Raw genomic sequence first — 23,470 nt, 5'->3', positions numbered from 1 at the left:
CGCTGGTGTTGGTCGAGCTTGCGGTGCGCAGTGCCGTTGGTTCAATCACCGGCTCGTCCGCGGTGCGGTGACCCGGCCGCGTCCTCTCAAGGAGCGTGCGGAGATTGCGCGCGCCATGTGCAGCCGTCTCCCGCCTGTTCGCACGACACCGTGACGTCCGGTCCCACGTAGCGGGCGGCGATGGCGGTGTTGAGTTCCTGGCAGTACGCGCACGGCGACGAGAACGTCAGCACGACGCCGGCGCGGGCGGCCCGTTTGCGGTACCGGAGGATCCCACAGTCGGCGTTACGCAGGACGGTGCCCGAGGGCTGGGGCTCGCTGGTCACTGCCGAGTCGTACAGCAACAGCTGACGCTGCAGCCGGGTCATGAAGTGATCGGTGGCGGATACCCCGGCGGGCCGTTGCGCTTGCAGCAGGTCCGCGGTGATGCGGGAGTTTGCCTGGATCCACGCGGCCAGGCCTTCTTCGCCGTGTTCTCCCAGGATGAACTCCTCCGCGGCCGCCTGGGCCTCGAAGAACCGCTGGCGCCACAGGTCGACCTTCTCGGCCGGGTCGAGGGGAGACGGTTCACTGGTCATGGTCCGCGTCCCTCCCGGTGGCGCCGTCCAGCTCGGCGAAGACCTCCTGGGCCACGCGCAACCCGTTGTTGGCGACCGGCCAGCCACCGTAGTAGGCGAGCTGAATGATGATTTCGACGATCTTCTCTCGCGACATCCCTAGGTGCAGGGCGGCACCGATGTGGCCGCGCAACTCCCAATCGGTCCGCGCCAGCGTGACCGCGGTTAGCGCCACCAGTTCGCGTTCCTCGACGCTCAGGTGCGGGCGGGTCCAGATCTCACCGAACAAGTGGTCGACGGTGATCTGCAGGAACTCCGGGTAGGAACCCGGGCGCGGTTCGCGGCCGAAGACCTGCCGGAACATGGCCTGACCCCGCTCATGTCGGGCAGACGGCTGGTTCATCGATCAACTCCTTCGCGTTGGCCGAACAGTTGTCAACATCCACGACGCCACGAAGGCGACGACCAGCAGCGCGGCGCCGCTGCCGAAGGCGGCCGGAACACTCACCCGCTCGGCGATGAGCCCAACGACGACCGGTCCGACTACGGCGCCGACGTCGGTACACATCGAGAAGCCGGCGACGCCACTGCCGGCCCGGCCGGCGACGACGTCACCGATCAGCGCGGCCGGTGCGGCGTTGAGCAGTGCTGATCCCGCCGCGTACACACTGAGCAGGACGACGAGCCAGGCGTAACTGTCCACGAACACCAAGGCTGTGATCGCCGCCGCGGCCACGGCGGTGCCGGCGATCATGGCGGGCCGGCGGCCGGCCCGATCGACAATCCGGCCAGCCGGCATGATCAGCAGCGCCTGAACGCCCGCGGATATGGTGAACGCCCACCCGACCCACGTCACGTCATGTCGCCACGCCACAACCACCGTGGGGACCAGTGCGGCGCGCAGCCCGAACAAGACCCATCCCTGCGCCAACGCTGCGAGGCAAGCCACCAGATAGCGTCGATCCCGCAGCAGGACCGGTAGCCGGACCACCTCACGGCCGGGCTCTGCGCCGGCGGTTCGGCCGGTGCGCAGCACCGCCAGTGTCAGCACCGCGGCGGCCAGCAACAGCACGGCGTACGCCACGAACGCCGCGGACAGGGCGATCAGAGCGAGGAGCCCGCCCAGTGCCGGCCCGCAGATCGCGCCGAGCAGGAAGCCTGCTTCGAACACGGCGCTGGCCCGGCCCCGCTGGCCGGCCGGCGCGATCGCCAGGAGGGTCGCCAGCGCGGACACCGAGAACAGCACTGAGCCGACGCCCCCGAGGCTGCGGAACACGAGCAGCTGCCCGTAGGACCCGGCGAACGCCATCAGGGCCGAGGAGACCGCACATAGCAGCAGGCCGGCGACCAGGACTCGTCGCTCCCCGAATCGAACTCCGAGCCGGCCGCAGAACGGAGTCGTGGCCAGCCGCATCAACGCGAACAGGGCGACGAGCGCTCCGATCTGGGTGGGCCCGGCCCCGAATGTCGCCGCGTACACCGGGAGCACCGGGAGCACCAGTCCCAGGCCCAACATGACGCAGCCACCAACGACACTGAGGACGTACACCTCGCGAGGGAGACTCGGCTGGGCGGCGGCAACGGGTGGGACGTTGCCAAGGCCGACCGCCATCACTGTCCGATCACAGGATGATGCTGAGCTTTCCGTGCTCGTACAACGTCTCGTGGTCGAGCACCACGACCCGTCTCCGGACCCGCAACGACTCGCCCTCGACGACGAGTTCGAACCGGTATTTCCCAACGTAAGCGTCAGAGCGCCCGTGCCCGAACCGGTACACGACGACATTCGCCGCCACGTCGAGGTGCGTGCCCCGATCGGTCACGATCTCCACGTTGCTGATCATCCGATTGGTCCGCGACCGCGGGTTCTCGCACCACACCTCACCGTTGAGGAGCTGTTCGATCCGCTGGCGTAGCCGGGCTGCATCGTCGTCGATGAGCCCGAGCGCATCGGCCTTCTCGCCGCGAACGTCCGTGGCCGGCACCGAGTAGCGGATGTCGTCGGTCAGCATCTCGTCGTACCACTCGCGCAGGCGCCACTCGTCGAGCAGTCGCGCCTCACGGAAAAGGAACTGGCTCACCCGGTGCCACAACCGCACCGGGGCCGCCTCGTCGACCGTCAGCACGGTGGTCATCGTGGTTCTGCCCCTTGCATCTCCGCCCGGTGAGCGACCGTCTCGGCCCGGTGAGCGACCGTCTCGCCCCGGTGCGCGACCGTCTCGGCCCGGTGCGCGACCATCTCGCCCCGGTGCGCGACCGTCTCGGCCCGGTGCGCGACCATCTCGCCCCGGTGCGCGACCTCGAAATGACCGTCGTCGCCGTGCATCAGCCGGTCCCATTGCCGCCAGAACTCGCGGGCGGGAAGCTCGTCGGTCGTCTCCGGGATCTCCTTGTTCATCCCGCGTGACAGATCCGAGTAGCGGACCGTGCGGTTGAGATAACCCCGCTGGCACGATTCGATGATCTCGATATCGTCGGGGGTGGCGAAGCCGGCGGGGCCGAGGAACGTCAGGTAGTGACTCTTGCGGAGTTCCCGGATGTCCGGATCCTCGTCCTTGGGGGCCAGGGCGACCGAGGTGATGGCCATCCGGGTGGCGCTGACCGGGTCGATCTTGCGGATCGTGATCCCGATCGCGTCGATGATCATCACGTTGGGGAAAATCAGCAGCGCCCGATTGGTGCCCGTGATCCGTTCGGCGCGTTCGGCGCCGAACCGGTCGACGAACCGTGCGGCCGTCGCCTCGATCCGCGATCGGACCTCGGCGGGAAACATCGGCGTCCAGTAGGCGAGCGGGCGGGCCGCCGCCGGTGTCAGCTCGTTGGCTGCATGCCCCAGCCCGAGGGCGCGGCCGAAGCCGCCTCGTCGTCGTGGTGACACCGACCCCAGCGACTCTATGTAGCCGACGTAACGCTTGTGCAGGGCCCGGAAGTGGTAGATGTCGACACTGTTTTCCATCATGAGCTTCCAGTTGGCCCGAGCCCCGTGAAGTTGCGCACCTTGGATCACCTCCATCCCGACCTCGGACTGGTCGTCGATCAGATCGAGGTACTCCGTCGCACCCGCCAGGTACTCGGTCAGGGTGCGCGGCTGCTCCGGATCGAAGGTGACGAAAACGAAACCGCGGTAACTGTCACTACGGTGCCGCGCCAAGCCGAAGTCCGCCTTCCGAAAGCCTGGCCCATACCCGTCCGGGAGCGGGACCCCGACCAGGTCGCCCTGGTTGGAGAACGTCCAGTCGTGATACGGGCACCGGAACGATCTGGTCTGCCCGGCCGGCTGCGAGCAGATCAGAGCCCCGCGGTGAGGGCAGCTGTTCGCCAACACCCGGATCACCCCGTCGGACCCGCGCACCATGACCACCGGGCGCCCGCCGACGTCGCGTGCCACGTAGGAGCCCGGCGCGGGCACCTCCGATTCGTGCCCGACGTACAACCAGCAGCGGTCGAAGATCCTGGTCATCTCCAGTGCTGCCAGGTCGTCGTCGGTGTAGGCGCGGCGATCCACCTGAAACGAGAGGCGTTCAAGATCGTCAATCACGATCCGGTCGCCCGCCAGCGGCTGCCATTCGATCGTCACTGCTCCCCCTTTCGCTGTAGCGTCTCGACCGTGCTGATGACCAGCTCGGCGGTGCGCACGGCAGAATCGCCGCACTCGGGCTGCGCAGCGCGCAGCCGGGCCCGGTAGTCCCGGGCGGGATCGAGCAGATCGGTGACAGCGGCGGCGACCGCCTGCTCGGTGACACCGGCCGGATCCAACGCCGTCCCGAAGCCCGCGGTACCCACGAAGTACGCCTGGATAGGCTGATCCACAGCCAGCGGGATCACCAGCATCGGTGTGGCCGCCCGGATCGACTCCGCCACGGAGTTGTACCCGCCGTGGGTGATGAACACGTCGGCGCGCTCGAGCACCTCACGTTGCGGCAGATACGGGGCGCTGAGCACTTCCTCGGGCAGCGCCAGCTCCTCGGCGAGATCCCCTACCGCGGCGATCACCTGTGCACCGGTCGCCACCGCCCCCATGATCACCGTGCGCAGCAGGTCCGGCCGCCGGTAGAAGATCGTGCCGAAGGAGACGTACACCACCGGGCGGTTGGGGTCGATCCGGTCCAGTCCCGAGAAGGCGACCTCGTCGCCGCGGGTTCCCGCCGCGCCCGGCAGCCCGACCAGCTGCACACCGTCGTCGGTGACCGCCTCGGCCCCGACGAGAGCGGGAATCGTCGGCATCAAATTGAGAATCGGCGAACGCGCCGAATGAGTCCGGGTCGACCACAACACCCCGTGCCTGGTCAGATAGTCGCCGACCTGCTCGTCGTACGGCCAGCGACCTCGTCGACGCTCGCTCGGGCATACTCCACCCAGGTTGGCCCAGATCATTCCGTACGGCACGCCGGAGGCCTGCGCGCCGACCATGGCCGCCGCCGTGACCGGCAGCGAATCGACCAGCGCGAAGTCAGGCGCCGTCGCACGGAGCGCGTCAGCTGTCTGGTCCGCCACCGGCGACGACTGGAGCATCGGGCCGATCTTCGCCGGGTCGCCGCTCCACGGCGCCATCTCGACCTGTCCGATCGTGTGGACCTGCGCCTTGCCCAAGGCCTGGCGACGCTGCTCGTCGAGCGCGCCACCGTCCGCAGACAACAGCAGTAGCGCAACCTCACTGCCGGCATTTTGGAGCGCATTGACCACCGGAACATACGGGTTCAGGTGACCATGCTGAGTGGTGGTGAGGAGGGCGACGAGCATCAAATCTCCGATCCATCGAAAGAAGACGACCAGGCCGACTCAGGATCTGGCTCGGGATGCACCACAAGGGCCACGACCGCGACACCCCCTGCCTTCAGAACGAGTCGAGACGGCGACGCACGAACGGCAGAACTCCGCCCCCGGACAGGCGAAAACGCCCGGCAGGCGAAAGGGACCGTCGACGTCCAGGTACTGCTACGAGGCTCTACGCATTCTCCACCATCGATGGCGGACATCGATAGACGCCACATAGTTTCGCAAAGCCTGCCGGGATGTGCAATCGATGTCAATGCCTCTTGACTGTCCTCTACCACCACTCTGCTGAACCGCAACTGCGACCGGGCTCCGCCTCCAGCGGGACTATGACGAGATCGGCCCTGTCTCACATTCGGTGGTTGGACTCGATGAACCGTCGCATGCGGCCGGTGCGGTTTCCGCGTCGTAGCGGGTCGTCGCCGCGGAAGCCACTGTCGTTGGCATGCACTGCCACCGGCCACCGTCAAGACGAGGACGGCAGAAGGCAACGCCACGCGCTGTCTATGCAGCACGAGGAAACTCCGGACATTGATCGAAGAGCTTCGAAGCCTGTCGAGGGCGGACCGGCGGCACTGGATTCGCGGCCCGCCCCGCCGCACGGGTCAGACGGCCCGGCGGGTGAAGCGTTGATTGGCGTTGCCGCTGTAGGTGTATTGGGCGATGCGGGCTCCGTCGGTGGTGGAGTATTGCCACACGTCCATGGCCAAACCCGATTGGCGGTTGATGAGGCTGATGACACCGGCGCCGTGGTCCGTGATGCGCCATTGCTGGCTGGCAGCCGTGCTGCTCGGTTGCTGGGTGATGTCGGCGCCGTTGCTGTTGCTGGCCACCTGGAGGAACAGGCCGCTGTGGCGCGCTTTGACACGCACGTGGCCATCGCCGGTGTCGACGAATTCGAACTGCTGGTTGGTGGCGCCGGTGGCGGCCCATTGGATAACCCTTGCCCCTGCCGCGGTGGATCGCCCGTCGACGTCGACGGCTTTGCCGCTGTGTTGCGCCAGCAGGTTGTAGTAGGCCGGGCCGGTGGAGTTGTCGATGAATTCCCAGCGGGTATCGGTTCCGGCCGCGTCGGCGGGCAGGCGGTCGCGGGCGGCGGTGTCGCCGTACATGGTCCAGCGCGCCCAGTCCTGGACGGTCCTCCTGAAGCGCTGGTCATCCCAGAAGCTGCTGTGGCCACCGCCGAGGAAGGTGAGGAACGCCTTGGGCCAGGTGATCTCGTTGTACGCCTGGCGGGCCGAGGAGTATGACGTGGTCGGGTCCTGGTCTCCGTGGACGAACAGGACCTTGGCGTTGACCGTGCTGGACGGGTTGCCCATGTCGAGGCAGGACTGCGGGTTGGCGGAGATGATGCGGCTGTCGGGCCAGGCGGTGAGCAGGCCGTGGGTGGTCATGCCGCCCATGGAGTGGCCGCAGACGCCGACGCCGATGTCGGTGCGGACGTGCCCGGCGAGCGGCCCGCTGGTGTTGAGGGCGAGGGTGTTGGTGAGGACCTGGGAGACGTCGCGGGAGGTGTTGCCGCTGTTGACGTCGTTCAAGGTGTGCTGGAAATGCGGGGCGGGGACGATGAAGCCAGCCGAGGCCAGGGCCGGGGCGAACGTGGAGTTCTGCGGGTTGCCACCCAAGCCATGGGTGTACTCGTAGACGGGGAAAACCCCGTTGGCGACCGGAGCGTTCGAGACGGGGCTACCGCCAGCCGTGCCGGTGGCCGGGTAGAAGACGTACGTGGTGATCGGGCGGCTGCCCCGCCACCAGTCGTACCGGCGCACGCCTACGGCGAACGGCGTGGATGGCGCGGGATCGGCGTGTGCCGGTCCGGAACCGAACAGGGACACGCCCGCTGCGGCGGCGCCGAGCCCCAGCAAGGTACGTCGTTGCATCGACACGATGCCTCCTTGTGATGTTGGGATGGTGCATATGGTCGGCCGTTCCCCGGCTGCCGGTGGCGAGGAATCAGCGCAGTTGGTTGACGAGAGGGAGGTTGTGTTCGCGGATCCCTTGAACGACCGGTTCGGCCATCCGCCCACTGCTCTCTGAGCCCAGGTACCTCCCCGTTGCCATCGCCGTATGACCTGAATCCCGACGGTGACTCCGCGCATGACGAAGGTGCTGCCGTTGCCGCAACGATGCGTCCGCCGCTGACCCGCAGGCCGACCGCGCCTGGGCGGGTTTTGACGAACAGAATGACCGAGGTATCGCATGGCGAGCACCGCGCCCGGAGTGATAGCGGTTTTCGTTTCACGGGTTCACCTCAGATTGGGGTGTGGGACCGAGCCCGGCAGCGGCTGCGACCGCCCGTTTCCGTTGGGCTCTGGGCATTCCGGTGTCGCAATCTTTGCGACACCATCGTCTTGCCGTCGGACAAAGACTGTCAGCGATTGTCAATCGTGGCGGTGGAATCGAGGCGGTACAGCGGGGTGTGGCCGGGTGGGGCGCTGGTAGGCGGTGGGGTTGAGGCACCGACGGATGTGATGGTGAGGTTGGCGAAACAAGGGCGGCTGAGCTGCCCTGCGGCGGCCTGACTGCGGCCGGCCAGGCCGGCCGCATCGTCGATGGGTGGGCCACCGGCCAGCAGGCCGGCTTGTCCGCCACGGAAGTGGGTGTCGGTCACGCTCATGACGGGTCGACCGTCGATGATGCCGGTGAGGAGCGCGCCGTCGCAGCGTAGCGTCAGCCGGTGCCAGCGACCCGGCTGAACGTCGTGGCACCGGGCGGCGGCAAGCTCTCTTTCGCCGCCTTCGCGGGCATCGTTGTGGGCCTTGATGAGCGCCTGCTGCTCGGCGTCGCCGACGAGTTCCCGCTTGTTCGCCTTGCCGCGCAAGACGACCAGCCGGCACCCACCGTCGGCGGCCAGTTCAAGCAGGTAGCCCTGAGGGATGAAGCCGTATCCGGTACCGACGTGGTTTATTCGGGCCAAGACCCCGGCGGTCTCGTCGGGGGCGAGCAAGACATCGACCGCGACCTCATAGTCGGTCCATGCCTCGTCGCCAATGATGGTGTACGGCAACCAGTCCGGCGCCCAAGAGATGGTCGGCACGGGCACCGTCTGGCGCAGGCACATTCCTGGGCCGTCAGGCCGGTCCGTCAGCTCAAACGCTCCGGCGATGTCGGCGGTGTAGCGGGGCAGGCGGCCATACGCCTCCGGCGGGGTGTAGTCGGCGAAGGTCTCCCGGTAGGGAAAAGGGAACGCCGTGGCTTCCGGGATGTCCGCGAAGGAGCCCTTCTGCTGGCCTCGCGTCGTGGACAAGGAATAGACCGCACCCGGCTCCAGCGTCACGTTAACGGCGCCCTCCACGGGGACAACGTCAGGCAGCCGCACGAACTGCTCCGTGGTGGTGCTGCGCCACACGCAGAGGGCAGCACGGCTGAGTCCTGCGCCGATGTCAAAACGCAGCCGCTGTGGCGCGACGGCGTCCTTCGTCTCGATGATGAGGCTGTAGTCGCCCTCTGGTGATGCCAGCGCCACTACAGAACCGTTGCCCTGCAAGAGCCCGCAGCCACTGTCGACGTAGCGCCAGCCCGCCTCGCTGAACTGGCCGTAGTGAGCGTAGCCCCAGAGCGCCTCGCGCACTCGGTAGTGGCCGCTCCACGGCCAGTGCGCCAGCAGCATTGCCGGGTCTTCAGCGTATGGCTGCACCGGGTAGACACCGGCGATGTCGTACCACAGGACCGTCTTGGTGGCGCCGCTATGCAGGTAACTTTCGTTGAAGCACTCGACGATGCTGATCAGGCAGTCGAAGCCCTTCCTGTAGACGTGGTCCTCGGTGTTCCACAGACGCTTGCCCCAGTCTCGTAGCTGTCGCCGGACCGTTGCCGGGGCGTGCCCGTTGGGGCGTCCCTGCGGCCGGTCGTAGAGCACGTGCGCGCCGACGATGTCGATGGCTTCCCGAGCCTCCGGGTCGTCCAATAGGTCGCGCACGAAGTCAAATTTGTCCATTGGCCAATTGTCGAAAGCGTGCAGCAAGACGGCTTCGAAGCCGTGCGTGTCGAGGCTATGCCGCAGACGCTTGGCGAATTCCAGGTCCACGCCCTTCTCGTTGCGGCAACCGATCGCGTCGAGCTCCAGCCCGTACACCTCGCGCAGCCCCCGCAGCCACGTGACGTAGTAGTCGACCGCGTCCTGCGACCAGAACGAGCCGCCGCCAATCCAGCCCGGTGCGCTCCAAGCAGTGGCGTCGAGCCTCAAACGAGGGTTGCGCCGCTTCGCCTCACTGAGGATCCACCACGTGTAGCCGCGCCGGTAATCCAGGTCGCCGCGCCAGTGCTGGTGGCTTGGCATCGACCCCTGGGTCGCGTTGCCGTCGCCTGGGATCTCGACCAGTAGGGTGGAGACCGAGGCACCGAACTTGGGCCGGAAAACCAGGTCCAGGATCTGGCTGCGCTGCGGCTCGGGATAATCCTTCAGCAGGACCGACGTGGCGCCGCCACCGTTGACCGCGCCGATGCCGTCAAACTGCTGGCCAAGCGTCGAAGCACTCAGGCGGAAGACCTGCTGGGCGGCCTCCGAGGTCATCGCTAACCCTTCTCCCTACATGTTCGGCGTGAAAGGTGCGCGGCCCGGCGGGAACGTATTCCCTCCGTCCGCCGCCGCTGCGGTGGCCCAACGACCAGATCCTCGTGTCTGCCTCGCAAGCGCCTCATGCGTTGGGCAGGTTGCCGGCGTCGACGTGGTCGAGGACTGTGGCCGCCGCACCGGTCGCCGCGGCACCGTGGCCCAACGTGGATGCGACGATGCGGCGTGCGTCGGCGGCGGACACGCTGCGCGAATGCAGCTCCGCCTCGGCCGCCGGCAGCAACCATCGCGCCAGCGGCACGAAGTACCCCCCGAGCACCACGACCTCCGGATCGAGCAGGTTGGCCAGAATCGACACGCCGTGCCCGAGCGCGCGTCCCGTTTCGGTGAGGGCTTTGAGCGCGGTCGGATCCTGTGCCCGCGCCCGCCGGGCGACCTCGGCCACCTCCGGCGCCAGGTCCGTCACGGCGCCGTCATTGGCGCTGTCCGGTAGCGCCTTGGCCACCAGTGCGCTGATGCTCGCGACCGATTCCAGGCAGCCCGAACGGCCACATCCGCACACGGGACCGTCGGGATCGACCTGCAGATGGCCCACCTCGCCGGGAAAACCATTGGCACCGCGGATCAAGCGGCCACCACTTATGATCCCCGCGCCGATACCGACTTCTCCCGTCAGGTAGACGAGGTTCTGGGTACCGGCGAATTCTCCATAGCGTGACTCGGCAATCACGGCGAGATTCGCGTCATTGTCCACAATGACCGGATAATCTGGAGCGCCGAGCGCACGGGTGAGGCGGTCGCGCAGATCGATGTCGCGCCACCCGAGGTTGGCTGCCAGGCGCACCGCGCCCGTCGGGTCAACGAGGCCCGGCACACCGATGGTCAGGCCGAGCACGTGCCGCCCCTGCTTGACAAGCCGGTTGACGGCGCGGCGGCCAAGCGCCGCGATCGCGGTGGCCGCTTGGCTCGGTGTCGACTCCAGGCCGCGGAAGGAACGCCGCCACGACAGGATCTGCTCGCCGGCCAAGTCGACCGCGACCGCTGTCAGGTTGTCATTGACCTCCAGCCCGATGGCGGCGTAAGGGGATCCGTCGAGGACGAGCATGGTCGGAGGCCTCCCGATGCGGTGCTCGGTGAAGCCGATCTCGCGCAGCAGCCGCCGTTCGATGAGGTCGGCAACGAGGCTGGAGACGGTGGACTTGTTCAGACCGGTGGCCACGGCGATGTCGGAGCGCGAGCACGGCATATGAGCGCGCATGTACCGCAGCACAACGGAGAGGTTGGTGGCGCCGACTTCGGGGAAACCTGCCGGCTGCGGTCCGCGCGGCATGGTGATCACTGTCTACCCTCCGGGTCGTGAACCAACAGCATAGAAACGCTCCCTTGTGGCGGTGCCGGCCATTTCACTGATGGCTGCGCAAATACGCAGAGCCGGATGTTCAACATGGACGATGGATCGTCTCGGTCTGTGCGAAGAGAACTCCAGGCCGCGACTGTCACCCCTTAATGGCCCCGAGGATGACGCCCTTGATGAAATGGCGCTGCACGAAGGGGTACACGATGACGATGGGAAGGATGGTCATCACGACGACGGCCATTTTGATCGCTTCGCTCGGCGGTAGCGTCTGCTGGAATCCGCCGAACTGTGGCGCCTGGTTTTGCAGGATGAAGTTCTGCAACACCCGCTGGATGGGGAACTTCGCGTTGTCGTCGATGTAGAGCAACGCGCTGAACCAGGTGTTCCAGTACCCCACCGCATAGAACAGGCCGACGACTGCGACCGCCGCCTTCGCCAGCGGCAGGACGATGCGCACCAGGATGTGAAGCTCGCCGGCGCCGTCGATGCGGGCGCTGTCCAGCAACTCCTGCGGCACGTTCTGGAAAAACGCGCGCAGGACGACCAGGTTGAAGACGCTGACCGCTGCCGGGAGGATCAGCGCCCACATGCTGTCCTTGAGCCCCAGACCGGTCACGACCAGATAACTCGGCACCAGACCGGGGTAGATCAGGAACGTCAGCAGGAAGAAGAACAGCAGCACGCGGTGACCGACCGAGCCGGGCCGGGAAAGCCCATACGCGGCAAGGATGGTGAAGCCGAGGCTGACTGCGGTGCCCACGACCGTGAGCAGCGTGGTGAACAGCAACGCCTTGGTCACCGTCCCCCCGGCGAGGATCGTCACGTATGCCTCGAAGGTGATCCCGCGCGGCACGAACACCAGGCCACCAGCGTCGTTGATGGCTTCCCGGGAAGACAGGCTCGTGATGAGCACCGTCCACACGGGAATCAGGACGGCCAGTACCACGGCCAGCAGGACGAGAATCTTGATGACCCGGCCGGCGGGGGTGGGCGGCTCGTCCCACACGGGCCGGCCGGAGCGGCGCGTCTGCACATCGATGTCGACAGTGCTCATGACCGTGAAATCAACCCCCGTTCACCGAGTTTCTGGGCGAGCTTGTTGGCCGCGAGGATCAGGATCAGGCCCACGATGGCCTTGAACAGGCCCGCGGCGGCGCCATAGCCGTAGTCGCCGGTGGCGATGGACTTGTAGTACACGAACGTGTCGAGCACCTCGGCCGCCTGCCGGCCGACGGCGTCACGCTGCAGGTAGAACTGTTCAAACCCGACACTGAGCGCGTCACCCATGCGCAGAATCAGCAGCAGCATGATGACGGGGCGCAGGCCGGGCAGCGTGATGTGCCACAGCCGCCGCCAGCGGTTGGCCCCGTCGACCGCCGCCGACTCGTACAGGTTGGGGTCGATGGTGGACAGCGCGGCGAGGAAGATGATTGTGCCCCACCCGACGTCCTTCCACACTGACTCGGCGGTGACCAGCAGGATGAATGTGTCGGGGTTGGTCATGATGTCCCATGGCTGCCAGCCGATGCGCCGCATGGCGTCGGCGAACAGGCCCGCCCCACCCAGCATCTGCACGAAGAAGGTGATCACCAGCACCCAGCTGAAAAAGTGCGGCAGGTAGATCACCGTCTGGATCAGCGTGCGCAGCTTGTTGGAGATCAGGTTGTGCAACATGATCGCCAGGATGACGGGCAGCGGGAAGTAGAAGACCAGCTGGAACACGGTGATGGACAACGTGTTCCACAACGCGTCCCAAAACTGCGGGTCTTCGAACAGCAGCTCGAAGTTGGCGAAGCCGATGAACGGACTCTGGATGATCGCGTCGATCGGATTGTCGCCCGCGTACGGGTTGTAGTCCAGGAAGGCGATGACGTTGCCGATCACCGGCAGGTAGTGGAACACCAGCAGCAGCAGCGCCGCCGGCGCGGTCATGGCCAACAACGGCCAATCACGCCGCAGCCGGGCCCGCAGCGGCGGTCCGCTGCCCCGTTCGCGTCCCGTGGGCGGCTTGGCGGTGGTAGCCGCCGCCCGTGGCTGGGCCCGGTTGGTGCCGGACCCAGCCGCAGCTGTCACTTCACTCGTCGTCATTGCTCTTGTATCAGCTCAGAGCCTTGCGCAGCAGCTCACGCGCCTCGTCGCCGCCACCGTCGCGGAATTCCTTGACGATCTGGTCCATGTCGGACATCGGCCGGCGGCCCCGCAGCACGTCAGTAATCTTGTCCTCGGTCTGCTGGCCGCTGATCTGCGAGTACCGCGCCGGCCACTCGATCTTGAGACCGACCCACGGATCCTTCTCGACGAACTTCGCCATCGCGGTTTCGTACGCCATGGTTGTCTCGACATGCCCGGGCAGGTCGGGGCGTGGGGACCCGATGAACTTACGACCGCTGATGAAGAAATACTGGTTGGCGATCTCCTTGCGCCCGACGTCGGTCAGGACCGGACCGTTGGCGCCCCGGGTGAAGTGCGTGCCCTCTCCGCCGAACTCGCGCATCTCCCACTCCTTGGTGCCGTACGGCGCCGAGCACCAGTTGATGACTCGCAGCAGCTCTTCGACGCGGTCCTTGCCCAGGCCCTTCTTGATGAACGTGTAGGAGATGGGATCGTTGGTGGCCCAGACCACCGGGTCGCCGCCGGTCGCGGAGAAAACCGGTACCGGGGCCATCTTGAACGTGGGCAGGATCTTCTGCTGCTCACTCTGCATGTTGGCCCACACGCCCGGGCCGTCCTGCATGAACACGATCTTGCCGCCGGCGAACAGCTGCTTGCCTTGGCCGCCCTTGGTCGCCACGAGCTCGGGATGGATCAGACCTTCCTTGTAGAGCTTGGCGGTGAATTCCATAGCCGCGCGGTATTCCTGCGTCTCGTACTTGTGCTCGACCGTGCCGTCCGACTTGACGCGCCAGCCACCGCGGCTGCCGGGTACCTTGTAGAACATCTGGATCATCGCGAAGAAGTCGTTGCCGCCCCACACGCCCTGGTCCGGATTGGTGACCTCTTTGAGGACGCGGTACAGCTCATCGATCGTCTTGGGGTAGGTCAGCCCCTTCGCGTCGAGCAGGTCCTTGCGGTAGAAGAGCATCCAGCTGAAGCCCGTGCCGCCCGGGTTCGGTACGGAATAGAGCCGCTCGGCCCACACCGCCGAACGCCACTGGTCGGTCGGGAACGCGGCCATCATCGGGTAGTTCTTGACGGCGTCGCCCTGCAGGAACGGCGTGAGGTCCTCGAACAGCGCCTTGGCCGCCTCGGTGAACTTCGGCACCTTCGGGTACTCCCAGCTGGGCACGCAGAGCAGGTCGGGCACATCGCGCGCGGCGAGCATGGCGTTGAGCTTGTCGGCGTAGGTGTTGCCGTCCTGCACGCTGAACTCGACGGTGATCCCGAGCTTCTTGTTGATGACGTCGTAGTACGCATTGCTGCCGAGCCCGGGCGGCGCCGACCCCCAAACGGGCGTCATCGCCTTGATGGTCTGCCCGCTCTTGCCTGGCACCTCCTTGATGACCTCGACGACGTTGCTCGGGTACTTGAGGTAGGCGTCCGAGAACGGTGGCGTGCCCTTGAGGTCCGGCTGGGACATGCCCGGGATGCTGAGGTCGGAGAACGTCGGCATGATCGCGTTGATACGCGCCGCAGACGTGGTCGCGCCCTGGTTGACTGACTTCTCGCCGCAGCCGGCCAGCGCGCCACCGCTGGCGGCGGCCAGCGCGCCCAGGCCGACCAGGCCGAGGAATGAACGACGGTTGGCAGCCGCGTCCTCGAGGGGGAATGCCACGGCTTGCTCCCTTCTCTATTTCTCACGAGGAAAGGTTTGCGGTTCACGCACTCATCCAGAGGGCGTTCACGCGAGAGAGATTGAAATAGCCTTGCGACTAAACAAATCGCGCCAGGTCACCGCTGCGAAGTTCCTGTCGCGGCGACAGCCCGTGCGGATCAGCTAGTGGTGGTGGTCAGGTTGTTGGTGACGAAGTTCTTGCCGTCGGACGATGACGTGATTCCGTGTCCAAACTGGATGTTGCCGATCGTCACGTCACCGGACCCAGATGCACTGCGGGCCTGCCCTCCAGCGCCCCAGATGTTGTTGTAGAGCAGGTAACCGCCGCTCGACCATGTCGGCCTATCGAGCGCATGAGGACCGGACGGCAGCCCGCGCCGGATGGAGGCGCGGACCGGACGAGGTGAGCACCAGCCCGGCCCCGGCCAGGCCCCTACGCGCTGTTCGGGTCATGGCGATTCCTTTCACCAGTGATGTTCGTCTGCCCCCGGGGGGGCAGTTCGTTCGTTGACTGGCCAAACTAATGCTATGTAACAAACAGCGTGCCTCAAGAACAAAAAAGTGTCAACAGTTGTCGCAATCGGCCGCGCACGCTGGCACCGGCTAAGCGCGGGCCGATGGCGAACGGCCAAGGTCGATGCCGCCGCGTTCGGCCACGGTGAGGCGAGATCTGAACGCCTGGCATGCCGGCGAGGTGGCCCAGGCCGCCGCGTATGCGTCACTGCGCCGGTTCGGCCGGCCCGTCGCACACCGCGACGAACTCGTCCCGCTCGGGGAAGCAGTGGGTCGAGGACGGGAAACAAAGCCACGCGGGGCGAAAAGATCAGGATGTCAGTGGCCGCACACGTAACGGTGACGACGCGCGGGGCTCGTACTCGCCCGGATCGTGCGGTTCACGTGATGGACGGACTCGCGAAAGGCAGCGTTGGTACGACGAAGCCCCCGGTGCCGAGCATGAGCTCCGCACCGGGGGCGTGAGACCGACCGCGGATCCGCGGTCACGTCGAGACGACCGTTAGACGGCCGTACGCGACCACTGCTGGTTGGTGCCGGTGTTGCACGTGTACTGCTTGAGGATCACGCCGTCCGCTGTCGATGCGGCCGGTACGTCCACGCATTTGCCGCTGTGCCGCGCCCGCAGTTGGAAGTAGCTGCCGTTGGCGACCATCTGGAACTGCTGGTTGGTGCCTGTGCCACAGGTGTACTGGATGAGCTCGGCACCGTCGGCGGTGGAAGCGCTCACCACATCAAGGCACTTTCCGCTGTGCCGGCTGATGATGCGCCAGTAGCCGCTGCCGGCGTCCTGGAACTGCCACTGCTGCCACGCATTGCCGCCGTAGGTGTACTGGCTGATGCGCGCACCGTTGTCGGTGTTCGGTGACTGGACGTTCATGGCCTTGCCGCTGTGACGCACGTTGATCCTGTAGTACGTCGGTGGCGGCGGAGTCGTAGGGTTGCCGATGGTGTCGCCCCAGGCATACCGGATCCGGTCAGCGCCGGAGGTGTTGCGGACGGTCAAGTTGAGACTCGTGCCGCTGCCACTCAGAGCGAACATCGAGTACCAGTCGTAACCGATGTTGCCGGGCTTGCCGCCAAGGGCGGGCCAGTAGGTGCCGCCCATTTGGTTGTCCCGCATGACCTGGGCCATGGCGCGGATGTGGCGCACGAAGTTGTCGGTGCTGTTCGGGTCGGCGTAGTTGAGGCCGGTGGACATCGGCCCGCCGAACTCGGTCGCGACCGCGCGGGAGGCGCAGTTGCCCAGACGCGTCTGAATGTGGGTTCGGAAGGCGTCGTAGGTCATCGGGCTGTAGAAGAAGGCGTAGTGGTGGAACGACAGCAGCGTTGCGTTGAACCGACTGTCATTGCAGATGTCGCGCAGATCCTGGCTGTAGCCGGTGCCGCCGATGAGCACCCGGCCGGGCACCGCTGAGGTGTGATAGCTGAGCCAGTTCGCCGCGACGTTGCGCCACTCCGTCGATGAGTAGCCGTGCGGCTCGTTCATCGGTTCGAAGTAGACGTTGGTGTTGGAGCCATACGTGTTGGTCACGCTGGACCACATCGTGTTCCACGCGGCCATGTTCGTGATCCTGCCGCCGGAGGCGGCGCCGTCCTCCCAATAGGCGAGGATGACCTTGAACCCACGCTCGGTGGCGGCGTCGATCGCGCCACGGTAGGCGTTCCACCAGGTCGTGTTGGCCACAGTGTGAGTGTTGATAGGCAGCCGGACGGTGTTGACGCCCATGGTGGAGGCCATGTCGTCGTAGACGGCGTTGGCCTTGGCGCGCACTGTCGCGTTGCTGTCGGACTGGCTCAGGCCCTGCACGACGAGCGTGCCGGTGCTGAAGTTGTCACCCAGCACCGCCCAGTTCATGCCTCGGAATTGGCGGGTGGCGGCGTTGGCCGGTGACGATGTGACGACGAGGCTTGTCAGCGCCGTGAGCGCCGTCAGCACAAGGGCGATGAGCAAACGGCGCGAGGACCGAGTGCTCGGTGATGGTCCTGAAAGGTAACCATCAGACGACATGACCGGTGTCATGAAATGTCCAATCACTAAATTTAAAACCCCTGTTCCGACATGATGCAACGTATTCCCTCACTTGTAAACATCATGTTTCCGGAGCGGGCGTCAGCGCTGGTGGAGCGGGGCTTGCTGCCGCTGGTCCGCCGCCACGCGGGGTCTGTTCGTCTGCACGGGAACCCAGGCGATGCTTCGGTGTCCTGCCCATGCTGCGGGACCGTGGTCGGCGTCGAGCGCCCGGGGCGGGTCCGCCGCGGGCGCTCGACTTGCCGGTCTGGCTCAGACCTGGGTACGGCTCCATTGCTGGTTTTCGCCGCTGCCGCAGGTGTACTGCTGGATGTCGGCGCCGTCGCCGGTTCCGGAGTTGACGACGTCGAGGCACTTGCCGCTGTGCCGTGCCACGATCCGGAAGTAGCTTCCGGTGGCCTGCCATTGCCACTGCTGGTTGGTGCCGCTGCCGCAGGTGTACTGAATGATGTTGGCCCCGTCGGCGGTTGAGCCGCTTGCCACGTCCAGGCACTTGCCGCTGTTCTGGTTGACGATGCGGAAGTAGCCGCCGCCGGCGTCCTGGAACTGCCACCTCTGGTTGCCGCCGCTGTTCCAGGTCCACTGCTTGATCTCGGCGTTGTTAGCGGTGGAGGCCGACACGACGTCCATCACCTTGCCGCTGTTGCGGTTGGTCACGCGGTAGACCGGCACCGAGCCGGGCACGTCGGCCACTGGCAGGATCGTGCCGTGGCGGCAACCGGGGCACGTGATCTGGCTCAGGCCCGACCACGAGGTCAGGTTCGAGCTGGTTGCCGTCCAGATGCCGCCGTTGGTGTATTTGTCGATCCAGATGCGCCAGGAGCCGTCGCTCATCCGCAGCACGGCTGGTCCCTCGTAACCTGAGCTCCACAGCTGGCCCTGGTTGCTCCACCCGCTGGTGAGGCTCGTGCTGGTCCAGCGCTCGATGTACTTGGAGGTTTCGTTCTTGGTGAAGGCGTGGTAGGTGCTGCCCGACTTCACCACATAGGTGTCGATGTAGTTGTAGCCGAGGCCACCCATCTGCACCGGTCCGCTCCAGGAGGACAGCGAACTGTTCTGGGCGGTGAAGATGTACGGACGAAAACAGTTGGAGCACGTCGTCTGGGAGATGCTTACGATGATCCGAATCGTGCCGCCCTCAACGTAGAACTCGGGCGCCCAGGTGAATCGTGTGTTGGCGACGCCGGAGTTGACGCTGGTCACGTGCGTCCAGTTGACCAGGTCGGGGCTGGAGGCGATGTTGAAGTGTGTTGAGTTCGTGGTCCATGACTGGACGGTGTGTGCGATGTAGTAAAGCCCGTTGTGCTGGATGATGCTGGGGTCACGCAGCACACCGGATGGGCCGCGGTAGTTGGTGTCGGCCAGCACGCTGAAGTTCGTGCCGTTGGCCGATGAGTAGACCCAGAGCTCCTGGTCGGCGGCGGCGTCTCCCTTGAACGTGGTGTAGATGTAGCCGGGAGCGGCTTGTGCGGGTGATGCGACGGCCGCCGCAGTGCCGGCGGCGGTGAGCGCCACGAGGCTGAGCCGGGCCATCCAGCGTCTGACCTTCAGCTGTCTGTTCACAGGATCTCCTAGGTCGAGGGGACGGGGTCTGCGCTACGCAGCTGCGACCGACATCGATGTCGTGCGATGTAGCGTGAACATGGGACCGCGACAGGGGGCGCGATGCTGCTCACCGTGGACTCAGGAGACGGTCGCTGCTCGCGGCTTGCTGCTACAGCGCAGTTTGGGCAACCCGTGGCGGGGCTGTCAATGCCGAGCCAGGCCGGACGTTCACATGCGGGACGCTTCGGCGGCAGTGAGGTGTTGTATGCCAAGGTGTTCAGTGACATCGCGGCTTCAAAGATGTTGGGCGCAGCGGCGAGTGTCGCGTTGATTTGGCATAGGTTCATGGCGCCGAAGGAAAGTCACCATAAGGCCGCCGAGACAATCAGACCGGTTTGCCCGTGGCCATGGCGAGGGGCAACAGCAGTTGGCCGATGTTCCCGTGCGTGTGTTCACCGCCGGAGGGTGTCTCATCGCTTGCGTGAGCAACCCTCCGGCGGGCTTGGACGTCGGGCGTAGGCTAGCCGACGTCGAGGCGGTCGACGTTGACCAGTCCGGCTGCCGTGGTCGGGTCCAGCCGGATGGTGTTGGCACCGGCGTTCAGCGAGACGGTCACGGACTTGGTGGTCCAGCCTGTCCATGTGCTGGTGGACTCGAAGGAGACCGTCGACACCGTGGTCCCATTGACGATCAGGTTGGCCGGCCGTGCGGTGGTGGTGCCATTGGCGAACCGAATCCCGACCGTGACCGAGCCGGCCGCCGTCGCGTTCACCGTGAACTGGGCGTAGGCGCCGACCGCGTTGTTGCCGTTGCAGAACCCGCTACCGGAGAAGCCGGTGTGATTGGAGTCGATGGTGCCCTGGCACACGGCGGGTGCGGTTTCGGCCTCGTACCGCTGCGACGGTCCCGGGCCGCTACCGATGGCGCTCATGATGGCATCGATGATGCCCTGTTGGGTCACCGTGACAGAGCTCCGGTTGAACAGCCCGAAGCCGTACTGCCCGTTGTAACCGTTGTCCCAGTAGGCGGTGGCGGCTCCGTATTTCTTGGCAGAGGCCACCAGGGTACGCGCATAGTCCGCACGGTACCTGTTGTTCGACGAGTCAGCCGACGTCTTGTCGACCGAACCGTATTCACCGACGAATACCGGATATCCCCGCACGACGAAGGTGTCGTGCATCTTCTTCAGCTGCGCGTCCATATAGTCCTGCTGTCCCCAGGTCGACTTCCTTGACGGATTGGTCGCCGCCGGCCCCCATTGCGTGATGGTGCCGCTCTCCTCCCCGGCGAAGTCCCACGGGTCGTAGTAATGAACGGAAATCATGATCCGCTGTTCGTTGCTGGGAATGGAGGGAGACCGATATTGGTCCGTCGGAAGCACGAAGCCGTAGTTGCCCGCGGTGTAGTCGATGTTGGTGTTCCAGCCGGGGACAAGCAGCCACCTTGAACTGTTGTTTCCGCCGGTTCTCCGCACGGTGTCCACGAAGATTTGGTTCCACGCGTTGATGTTCGAGTAGCACGGCTGCGTCGGACGGCCGTATTGCCCGTCGAAGTTCTCGTTCATGGACTCGAAGATCAGGTGATCATTGTAGTTCTGGAACCTGGTCGCGATCTGCTGCCAGACCTTCTGATACTTGTCCCTGATCGTTGTTTGATTGGAGGCGTCGCAGATCAGCCAGGAACCGGTGACAGTCTTGTAACCGTCTCCATGCATGTTGATCAGCACATACAGGCCTCGGTTGTAGGCGTAGTTGACGACTTCCTGGATTCTGTTCAGCCACGAGGAATTGACCGTGTAGTTCGGGCCGGACCCGATGTGGCTCATATAGGAGACCGGGATGCGGATTGTTTTGAATCCCGCCGCCCTGACCCGGTCGATGAAAGCTTGCGTGACGGTCGGGTTGCCCCACGCCGTTTCATTGGGGACTCCGTTGATGTTGGCTTCCAGCGAGTTCCCCAGATTCCAGCCCGCGCCCATATCGGCAACAAGCTGCGAAGCGTTCAGCTGGGCCACGACATCGGCCGATGCCGGACTCGTCACGCCGGATACAGATCCGGTAAACGCCAACATCACGGCAAGGAAAGTGACCCTGACCTTCCTTCCTTTTGAACCCATAGCTATCTCCTCTCTTCCAGTCTTCACGCGGTTTTCTGATGGCCTTGCAGGTGGAGTTGGCTGAAGTCGCGGATCCATACGCTGTCCGAGAAGGTCACGGTGTTGAAACGGGCGAACGGGTTTGGACTCCGTGGCCGGGTGCGGGGCCAGTCGGTGAGCGAGTTCGGCGGCGGCGCCCCATCGGCGCGGCCGGCGGGAGGCCGAACCTCGTACCAAATCTGAGGGTTTTTTCCACGGGCCATCATCACGCTTCCTCAATCCTCATTCGTCGACCGGCGAGCCGGCAGCCCGGACAGCGAACACAGCCGCAACGCAGTCGGTCCCATGGCTATCCGCATGGCCATGGGACCGACCCCTACCACGAAGAGCTGACAGTTAGTTTTGTCGCTAAACTAAAAGCTGTCAATCGACTGCGCTCAACATGTGGGAACGCTTGCACACCGAGGCTGATGAGAAGCTCCGCGCGGCCGGCCCCGGGCGCCCATCGGGTTACTCCCTGAAAACCGCCATTGCGGGCAGCGGTCGGCTGTTGAAGTCGAACAGCGCCTGGTTTTCCCAGGCGTTGCCGGTGGACGGGTTCGTCGGGTCCCATCCGCTGCCGGGCACCGCGGTCCAGGCCGGCTCCCAGTAGAAGTAGCCGAGACCCCTGCCGTTGGGGACGCGGGCTACCGCTCGGGCGATTGCCCGGAAGGCGTCGGTCTGGCCCTGCGCTGTGGCGGGGTAGCCGGCGCGGTCGACGTGAGCGGAGACGAAGATGTTGCCGGTGCTGTCTTTATTGGCCAGTGTGAAGCCGTATGCGGTCTCGACTACCACGATGTCCTTGTTGTAGCGGCTGGCCAGGTCGTTCATGTTGGACTGCAGCGCCGAAACCGTACCGTGCCAATAGGTGTAGTGGGACAGGCCGATAACGTCGAACGGCACGCCCCGGGACGTGGCTTGGTCGAACCATTGCCGGTGCGCGGCGTTGTCGCCGCCTTCGGCGAGGTGCAGCATGATCCGGGTCGAGCTGTTCACCGCCTTGGCCGCGCTGACCCCCGCCTTGAGCAGCTCGGCGAGGTTGGCCCAGTTGCTGGTGCTGCCGTCCGGGTGCAGCATGCCGGGGTTGATCTCGTTGCCGATCTGCGCCATGTCGGCCGTGGTGCCCTGCGCCTTGAGCCCGTTGAGGATGTCGTACGTGTGGTCGTACACCGCCTGGCGCAGCTGGCTGAAGTTGTAGTTCCGCCACGCCGCCGGCTTGATCTGCTTGCCCGGATCGGCCCAAGCATCGGAGTAGTGGAAGCAGATCAACAGGGCCATACCCTGAGCCTTGACACGTCGGGCTATTTCCAGCACCCGGGCCTTGTTGTTGTAGCCGTCGACCGGGTTGACCCACACCTTGAGCCGCGCCCAGTTCATCCCGTTGTCGCGCAGGATCTGCAGCGCGTCGGCGCGGGCGCCGCTGCTGGTGTAGTAGACGGCGCCGTGGTCCTCGTTCTTCTTCAGGCTGGACACGTCACCGCCGCGGATGCGCAGTGTGCCGGACGGTGGTGAGGACGACGGTGGCGTGCCTGCGGCGTCGAACTCGAGGTAGTCCACATTGGGCAGGCCGTTCGCTGTGGTGGGGTTGAGCCGGATGGTGTTGCTACCGGCGTTGACCGATACGGTCAGAGTTTTGGTGGCCCAGGTGGTCCAAGCCCCGGTGGCGTTGAACGCGCTGCCGGGCAAGGCGGTGGCGCCGTTGACGAGGATGTCGGCGGGGCGGTTTGCGGTGGTGCCGTTGGCGTATCGGATGGCGAGGGTGGCGGTGCCGGCTGCGGTTGCGGTGACGGTGAATTGTGCTGCCGCGCCGACCGCGTTGTTGGCATTGCAGAACCCACTGCCGGAATAGCCGGCGTGGTTTGACTCGATGAAACCGTCGCAAGTGGCGGGCGCGGTCTCGGCTTCGTAGCGGGTTGCCGCGGCGGAGGCGGTGGCGGACATGACGACACCCATGCCGACTGTCGTCATGACGGCGACGACTGACAGCAACGCGACGCGCTGTCGATGTGCAAGCACGATAAGCTCCAAGATCGGTCGGATGGTTTCGAAGAGCCTGGCGTAAAGCCGTGGGCTGGGTCGACCTGTCGGGGCAGACCGCGGCGCCTGGATCGCGGCCCGCCCCTCGGGGGGTTGTGGTTAGACGGCTCGGCGGGTGAAGCGTTGGTTGGGGCTGCTGGCGTTGTAGGTGTATTGGGAGATGCGGGCGCCGTCGGCTGTCGAGCGTTCCCAGACGTCCATGGCCAGGCCGGACTGCCGGTTGATCAGGCTGATCAC

17 protein-coding genes are annotated in these 23,470 nt (G+C 65.6%); all 17 read right to left on the bottom strand.

Annotated features, from left to right (window positions below; translation table 11 throughout):
- Positions 1–86: 86 nt before the first annotated feature.
- The 17 genes from DM816_RS21600 to DM816_RS21510 all read right to left on the bottom strand — a co-directional run bounded on the left by DM816_RS21600 (position 87) and on the right by DM816_RS21510 (position 23,470).
- Positions 87–578, bottom strand: coding sequence for a hypothetical protein (locus tag DM816_RS21600; RefSeq protein WP_117212148.1), 492 nt, complete (start codon positions 576–578; stop codon positions 87–89).
- Positions 568–960: a carboxymuconolactone decarboxylase family protein gene (locus DM816_RS21595; protein WP_117212147.1), complete on the bottom strand. Its 393-nt coding sequence runs from the start codon at positions 958–960 to the stop codon at positions 568–570. The genes DM816_RS21600 and DM816_RS21595 overlap by 11 nt, the downstream gene beginning before the upstream one ends.
- Before the next feature lie 3 nt (positions 961–963).
- Complete coding sequence (locus DM816_RS21590; protein ID WP_117212146.1) at positions 964–2,169, bottom strand: MFS transporter; 1,206 nt, start codon at positions 2,167–2,169, stop codon at positions 964–966.
- A 10-nt stretch (positions 2,170–2,179) separates the two neighbouring features.
- Positions 2,180–2,692: an aromatic-ring-hydroxylating dioxygenase subunit beta gene (locus DM816_RS21585; protein WP_117212145.1), complete on the bottom strand. Its 513-nt coding sequence runs from the start codon at positions 2,690–2,692 to the stop codon at positions 2,180–2,182.
- Positions 2,689–4,134, bottom strand: a complete 1,446-nt coding sequence (locus DM816_RS21580; protein ID WP_246002104.1) for an aromatic ring-hydroxylating oxygenase subunit alpha — start codon at positions 4,132–4,134, stop codon at positions 2,689–2,691. The genes DM816_RS21585 and DM816_RS21580 overlap by 4 nt, the downstream gene beginning before the upstream one ends.
- A complete protein-coding gene (locus DM816_RS21575; RefSeq protein ID WP_117212144.1) occupies positions 4,131–5,297 on the bottom strand; it encodes a glycosyltransferase in 1,167 nt (388 codons plus the stop codon). The genes DM816_RS21580 and DM816_RS21575 overlap by 4 nt, the downstream gene beginning before the upstream one ends.
- Before the next feature lie 638 nt (positions 5,298–5,935).
- Positions 5,936–7,210 carry an RICIN domain-containing protein gene (locus DM816_RS21570; RefSeq protein ID WP_162907684.1) on the bottom strand — a complete coding sequence of 425 codons (1,275 nt, stop codon included), beginning with the start codon at positions 7,208–7,210 and terminating at the stop codon, positions 5,936–5,938.
- A 491-nt stretch (positions 7,211–7,701) separates the two neighbouring features.
- Positions 7,702–9,843: a galactocerebrosidase gene (locus DM816_RS21565; protein ID WP_117212143.1), complete on the bottom strand. Its 2,142-nt coding sequence runs from the start codon at positions 9,841–9,843 to the stop codon at positions 7,702–7,704.
- 124 nt (positions 9,844–9,967) lie between these two features.
- Positions 9,968–11,173, bottom strand: coding sequence for an ROK family transcriptional regulator (locus tag DM816_RS21560; RefSeq protein ID WP_117212154.1), 1,206 nt, complete (start codon positions 11,171–11,173; stop codon positions 9,968–9,970).
- A 166-nt stretch (positions 11,174–11,339) separates the two neighbouring features.
- The gene (locus tag DM816_RS21555) at positions 11,340–12,254 is read right to left on the bottom strand and encodes a carbohydrate ABC transporter permease (protein ID WP_117212142.1); all 915 of its coding nucleotides are present in this window, start codon (positions 12,252–12,254) and stop codon (positions 11,340–11,342) included.
- A complete protein-coding gene (locus DM816_RS21550) occupies positions 12,251–13,273 on the bottom strand; it encodes an ABC transporter permease (RefSeq protein WP_246002103.1) in 1,023 nt (340 codons plus the stop codon). The genes DM816_RS21555 and DM816_RS21550 overlap by 4 nt, the downstream gene beginning before the upstream one ends.
- Positions 13,274–13,298: 25 nt before the next feature.
- Positions 13,299–14,972: an extracellular solute-binding protein gene (locus DM816_RS21545; RefSeq protein WP_117212140.1), complete on the bottom strand. Its 1,674-nt coding sequence runs from the start codon at positions 14,970–14,972 to the stop codon at positions 13,299–13,301.
- Positions 14,973–15,987: 1,015 nt separating this feature from the next.
- Entirely contained in the window at positions 15,988–17,424 is a 1,437-nt protein-coding gene (locus DM816_RS21540; protein ID WP_246002102.1) for an RICIN domain-containing protein, read from the bottom strand.
- A 345-nt stretch (positions 17,425–17,769) separates the two neighbouring features.
- A complete protein-coding gene (locus DM816_RS21535; RefSeq protein WP_246002101.1) occupies positions 17,770–19,080 on the bottom strand; it encodes an RICIN domain-containing protein in 1,311 nt (436 codons plus the stop codon).
- A 502-nt stretch (positions 19,081–19,582) separates the two neighbouring features.
- The gene (locus DM816_RS21525; RefSeq protein WP_246002100.1) at positions 19,583–21,436 is read right to left on the bottom strand and encodes a cellulase family glycosylhydrolase; all 1,854 of its coding nucleotides are present in this window, start codon (positions 21,434–21,436) and stop codon (positions 19,583–19,585) included.
- 231 nt (positions 21,437–21,667) lie between these two features.
- Positions 21,668–23,212 carry a glycosyl hydrolase 53 family protein gene (locus tag DM816_RS21515; protein WP_246002099.1) on the bottom strand — a complete coding sequence of 515 codons (1,545 nt, stop codon included), beginning with the start codon at positions 23,210–23,212 and terminating at the stop codon, positions 21,668–21,670.
- 120 nt (positions 23,213–23,332) lie between these two features.
- Positions 23,333–23,470, bottom strand: a complete 138-nt coding sequence (locus tag DM816_RS21510; protein WP_281274350.1) for an RICIN domain-containing protein — start codon at positions 23,468–23,470, stop codon at positions 23,333–23,335.

Origin of the sequence: Allorhizocola rhizosphaerae, from assembly GCF_003426775.1 — a bacterium.
Classification (GTDB): domain Bacteria; phylum Actinomycetota; class Actinomycetes; order Mycobacteriales; family Micromonosporaceae; genus Allorhizocola; species Allorhizocola rhizosphaerae.
This window is presented reverse-complemented; position numbering and strand designations above follow the sequence as displayed.